We start from the raw sequence: 3,254 nt of genomic DNA, 5'->3' as shown, positions 1-3,254 counted from the left end.
GCGGCACCGATGTGGTGGCGGCCGTGGTCGAGACCCATGGGCGGGCGAAAACCGCCGAGCTGCTTGACGGTATCGAGATCATCCCGCCGCGCTTTATCGAATACCGCGGCGGCACCTTCGCCGAACTCGATGTGCCCGCCGTGTTGGCTCGCCATCCCCAGGTGGTCCTGGTCGACGAACTCGCCCACACCAACACACCGGGGAGCAAGAACGAAAAGCGTTGGCAAGACGTCGAGGAACTGCTAGACGCCGGGATCACGGTGATCTCCACGGTCAACATCCAGCACCTGGAAAGCCTCAACGACGTCGTCGCACAGATCACCGGCATCGAGCAGCAGGAAACCATCCCGGATTCGATTGTGCGCCAGGCGTCGCAGGTCGAGCTCATCGACATCACTCCGGAAGCCCTGCGCCGCAGGCTATCCCATGGGAACGTCTACGCGCCGGCACGGATCGACGCGGCGCTGTCGAATTACTTCCGCGCCGGAAATCTCACCGCTCTGCGGGAATTGGCGTTGCTGTGGCTGGCCGACCAGGTGGACACCGCGCTGGCCAAGTACCGCGCGGAGAACAAGATCACCGACACGTGGGAGGCGCGCGAGCGGGTCGTGGTGGCGGTCACCGGCGGCCCGGAATCGGAGACGCTGGTGCGGCGGGCGTCGCGGATCGCGTCGAAGTCCAGCGCCGAACTGATGGTGGTGCACGTCATCCGCGGCGACGGGCTGGCCGGCGTGTCTGAGAGCAAGATGGGCAAGATCCGGGAGCTGGCGAACAGCCTGGACGCATCCCTACATACCGTGGTCGGTGACGACGTACCCACGGCGCTGCTCGATTTCGCCCGCGAGAACAACGCCACCCAGTTGGTCATCGGCACGTCGCGCAGGCCCCGGTGGGCCCGCATCTTCGAGGAGGGCATTGGCCCGACGATCGTCGAGCGGTCCGGGAAGATCGACGTGCACATCGTCACGCACGAGGAATCCACGCGCGGCCTTCACCTGGGCTCGCTCGTGCCCCGCGAGCGACGCGTCGCATCGTGGCTGGCGGCCGTCATTGTGCCGTCGGCCATCTGTGCGGTGTCGGTGACGGTGCTGGACCCCTATCTGAACAACGCCGGCGAGAGCGCGCTGTTCTTCGTCGGGGTGCTCCTGGTGGGGCTGTTGGGCGGCGTTGCCCCGGCGGCCGTTTCGGCGGTGCTGTCCGGATTGCTGCTGAACTACTACCTGATACCCCCGCGGCACAGCTTCACCATCGCCGAACCCAACAGTGCCATCACGGAATTGGTGCTGTTGATGATCGCGGTCGCCGTCGCGATCCTTGTCGACGGCGCTCGTCAACGCAGCCGTGAGGCCGGGCGCGCCTCCCAGGAGGCTGAACTGCTGACGTTGTTCGCCGGGTCGGTGCTGCGGGGCGCCGACCTCGAGACGCTGCTGGAGCGCGTGCGGGAGACCTATTCGCAGCGCGCGGTCAGCATGCTGCGGGAGCCCAGCGAGGAAGAGCGCGCAGCCGGCAAGAAGAGCTACATCGTCGCGTGTGTGGGCAAAGATCCCTGTGTGAGCGTCGATTCGGCCGACACCGCGATCGAGGTCGGCGACGACGAGTTCTGGATGTTGATGGCCGGCAAGAAGCTGTCCACCCGCGACCGCCGGGTGCTGAGCGCGGTGGCCAAGCAGGCCGCGGGGTTGATCAAGCAGCGCGAGTTGGCGGAAGAGGCCAGCCGGACCGAGGCGATCGTGCGGGCCGACGAGTTACGGCGTTCCCTGCTCTCGGCGGTGAGCCACGACCTGCGCACGCCGCTGGCGGCCGCCAAGGTCGCCGTGTCCAGCCTGCGGGCCGAGGACGTCGCCTTCTCCCCCGAAGACACGGCGGAATTGCTGGCCACCATCGAGGAGTCCATCGACCAGCTGACCGCGCTGGTGGGAAACCTGCTCGATTCCTCTCGGCTGGCCGCCGGGGTGATCCACCCGGACCTGCGCCGGGTGTATCTAGAGGAGGCGGTGCAACGCGCGCTGGTCAGTATCGGCAAGGGCGCCACCGGCTTTTACCGATCAGCGATCGACCGCGTCAAGGTCGACGTGGGCGACGCCGTGGTGATGGCCGACGCTGGGCTGCTGGAGCGGGTGCTTGCGAACCTGATCGACAACGCGCTGCGCTACGCGCCCAACTGCGTGGTTCGGGTCAACGCGGGCCGGGTGGGTGACCGGATCCTGATCAATGTCATCGACGAAGGACCCGGAATCCCGAAGGGCACCGAGGAAGAAATCTTCGAGGCGTTCCAGCGGCTGGGCGATCACGACAACACCACGGGCGTGGGGCTGGGAATGTCGGTGGCCCGCGGCTTCGTGGAGGCGATGGGCGGCACGATCTCGGCCGGTGATACCCCGGGCGGCGGCCTCACCGTCGTGGTGGATATGGCCGCGCCGCAAGAGTTCGGTGCGCTATGACCCGGGTGCTGGTGATCGACGACGAGCCGCACATCCTGCGTGCGCTGCGAATCAACCTGTCCGTGCGCGGTTACGAGGTGATCACCGCGTCGACCGGCGCGGGGGCGCTGCGCGCGGCCGCCGAGCACAAGCCCGACGTGGTGATCCTGGACCTCGGCCTGCCCGATATCTCCGGCATCGAGGTGCTTGGGGGCCTGCGGGGATGGCTCTCGGCGCCGGTGATCGTGTTGTCGGCGCGCACCGATTCGTCGGACAAGGTCGAGGCCCTCGACGCCGGCGCCGACGACTACGTGACGAAACCCTTTGGGATGGACGAGTTCCTGGCGCGGTTGCGCGCCGCGGTCCGCCGCAACGCGGCGGCGTCGGAGACCGATGAGCCCGTCATCGAAACCGACGCGTTCACCGTCGATCTGGCCGCCAAGAAGGTCACCAAGGACGGCGCCGAGGTGCATCTGACGCCGACCGAATGGGGCATGCTCGAGGTGCTGGTGCGCAATCGCGGCAAGCTGGTGGGCCGCGAGGAGTTGCTGAAGGAGGTATGGGGCCCGGCCTATGCCACCGAGACCCATTACCTGCGCGTGTATCTCGCGCAGCTGAGGCGCAAACTCGAGGACGACCCGTCGCATCCCAAGCACCTGCTGACCGAGTCTGGGATGGGCTACCGCTTCGAGGCGTGAGTGTGCGTCGACGGCGTCGCGTGTGTATCGGGGGCGGAATCTCGCGATTTCGCCGCCCTGGGCGCACACCGAAAGCCCCCAAGTCACAGCGATTCTTGGCTAAGTCACATACGCCACACTGGCATCTGGTCGGAGG

The 3,254-nt window shown here is 67.1% G+C and carries 2 protein-coding genes; both read left to right on the top strand.

All coding sequences use genetic code 11. The features are described from left to right. A partial coding sequence (locus A5712_RS21380; protein WP_068109374.1) for a sensor histidine kinase KdpD occupies nt 1–2,441 on the top strand: 2,441 nt, incomplete at its 5' end. After that, nucleotides 2,438–3,118: a response regulator gene (locus tag A5712_RS21375; protein WP_068109371.1), complete on the top strand. Its 681-nt coding sequence runs from the start codon at nt 2,438–2,440 to the stop codon at nt 3,116–3,118. The genes A5712_RS21380 and A5712_RS21375, both read left to right, overlap by 4 nt. Nucleotides 3,119–3,254 lie beyond the last annotated feature (136 nt).

The organism is Mycobacterium sp. E2327, from assembly GCF_001672675.1.
Taxonomy (GTDB): Bacteria; Actinomycetota; Actinomycetes; order Mycobacteriales; family Mycobacteriaceae; genus Mycobacterium.
This window is presented reverse-complemented; position numbering and strand designations above follow the sequence as displayed.

What these genes read in the sequence shown, in the direction of transcription:
- A5712_RS21375 (WP_068109371.1), top strand. Translation starts at nt 2,438, where the DNA reads ATGACCCGGGTGCTGGTGATCGACGACGAGCCGCACATCCTGCGTGCG.